Origin of the sequence: Mesorhizobium sp. M7A.F.Ca.CA.004.06.1.1, from assembly GCF_003999135.1 — a bacterium.
Taxonomy (GTDB): domain Bacteria; phylum Pseudomonadota; class Alphaproteobacteria; order Rhizobiales; family Rhizobiaceae; genus Mesorhizobium.
Map to the genome: position 1 here is coordinate 1 of NZ_RZPQ01000887.1, position 2,187 is coordinate 2,187.

Consider the following 2,187-nt stretch of genomic DNA (forward strand, 5'->3'; position numbering starts at 1 on the left):
TCGCACCAGCGCCGTCGGCGCCATAGCTCGACGTGAAGGCACCGGCGAAGCTCTGCGTGTCGTTGGTCGCGAGGACCGTCTCGTCGACCGTCAGCGAGTTGCTGGCGCCAGGCGCAGAGATCGTCGGGCCGTCATCGAGGAAGGTCAGGTTCTGGCCGATGTTGAGCGTCGCAGCCGAGCTGTCGCCGTCCTTGTCGGTGATCGTTGCCGTCAGCGTCACCAGATTGTCGGCATTCAGGCTGACCGGCTCGTTCGGGTTGGCCGTCGGATGGACGACCGCACGCTGCTGGTCGAGCGTCACATTGCCCGACGCATCGGTGGTGACCGTGAACACGATCGCGCCGCCAATACCCGCACGGCCAACCACCTGGCCGGCTTCGAGGCTCAGCACCACGGCCTGGCCGCTCGCCGTGTCGACCAGACCGGTCGCTCCGGCATTGAAGCCAAGCGCATAGGTGATCGCACCAGCGCCGTCGGCGCCATAGCTCGACGTGAAGGCACCGGCGAAGCTCTGCGTGTCGTTGGTCGCGAGAACCGTCTCGTCGACCGTCAGCGAGTTGCTGGCGCCAGGCGCAGAGATCGTCGGCACATCGTCAATGATGTCAACAGAGATGGTCGAGGTCGAGCTGTTGCCGAAGCTGTCGGTCACCGTGTAGGTGAACATGTCTTTGCCGGGCTCCGTCGCGGCGCCGTTGTCGGTAGCAGGCGCCGTCGTGAAGGGCGTGGTTAGCGTGTAGGTATAGTGGCCGTCCTGATCGATCTGCAGCACGCCGTAGGTGCCCTGCACAGTCACCGGGCTGCCGCCGACAGCCGATGACGTGGCCCCGGCGATGTTGGTTACATGCGGGCTGTCCGGATCGCCGAGCGTCAGCGTTCCCGTAACAGTCTCGGCCGTGCTGGACGGGTTCGTGCCCGTCACCGTCCCATGGTCGATGTCGTCACCTGTCGTGCTGGTGTCCAGCGCTGCCTCGTCAACCGTCAGCGTTACCGCAACCGGCTGCGGCGTGCCGCTCGACACGGTGATTGTCAGTGTCGAGGGCGAGGTGTCACCGTCGCCGTCAGTGATGGTGTAGTTGAAGATGTCGACGCCCGACGCGTTCGGGTTGGCGTGATAGCTGTAGCCGCCATTGGCATCGACCGTCAGCACGCCATAGGTGCCTGTCACCGTGCTGCCCGCAACATTCGTCCAGGCAATCGAGGCGATGCCGTCGGCGCCGGCCGTATCGTTGGTCTCGACATTACCCACAACTGTCTGGCCAGACTGCGCCACATCGATATCGGAACTCGCCGTCGGCACGTCGTCGGACACCGTCACATTGACCGTGCCGGTCGCCTGGTCGCCGTCGCTATCGGTGGCAACCACGCCGACTTGGCCCAGATTGACCAAGTCGTCGAGATTGATGCCGGGATGGGCATCGTAGTTGTTGTTCAGCGTCGCCGTCACCGTCGCCACATTGTTGGCAACCGACAGATCGAGCGTCACCACGGTCACGGCGCCGTCCTTGCCGACGACCTGGGTGTCCGACACCCGGGTCCAGGTCAGGTTGGCGCTGTTCAGCCCGCTCAAATCGGTGCCGAAGGCGATCGAGGCGATCGCATCCGAGCCCGGCGTGAAGGTGATCGAGTTCAAGGCGGAGTCCGGACCGGCCGGCGTCGAGCCGTCGCTCAGGTTCTGGTCGTCAAGCGCCAGCGTGATCGGAGCCCCAGCAACCGGGCCTGCGCCGTCGGTGATCGTGAAGGCGATGTTGGCCGTCGACGTGTCGAGGTCGCCGTCCGTCACCGTATAGGTGGCGTTGACCGCAACCGGACCCGAGCTGTTGTCGACCGAGGCATCCGGCGTGAACGCGTAGGACCCGTCCGCCTTCACCTGGATGCTGCCGGCGCCGATGTCGATCGACTGCGAGTAGCCCGTGCCGGGATCGAAGGCCAGCAGCGTGCCGTTGACATGCGTCACCGTCGCGCCGTCGGCACCAGCGACGAAGTCCAGTGTTCCCGTCACCGCCGGAGCACCTTCCGCAACCGCCTGCGAGGCTTCGTTCGATGCCGTCGGCACGTCGTCGGACACCGTCACATTGACCGTGCCGGTCGCCTGGTCGCCGTCGCTATCGGTGGCAACCACGCCGACTTGGCCCAGATTGACCAGATCGTCGAGATTGATGCCGGGATGGGCATCGTAGTTGTTGTTCA

Annotated in this window: 1 protein-coding gene; it reads right to left on the reverse strand. The window is 65.1% G+C overall.

What is annotated here, in order from left to right; translation table 11 throughout:
• The coding region (locus EN906_RS31725; protein WP_206529218.1) for a DUF5801 repeats-in-toxin domain-containing protein at positions 1-2,187 on the reverse strand (2,187 nt) is incomplete at both ends.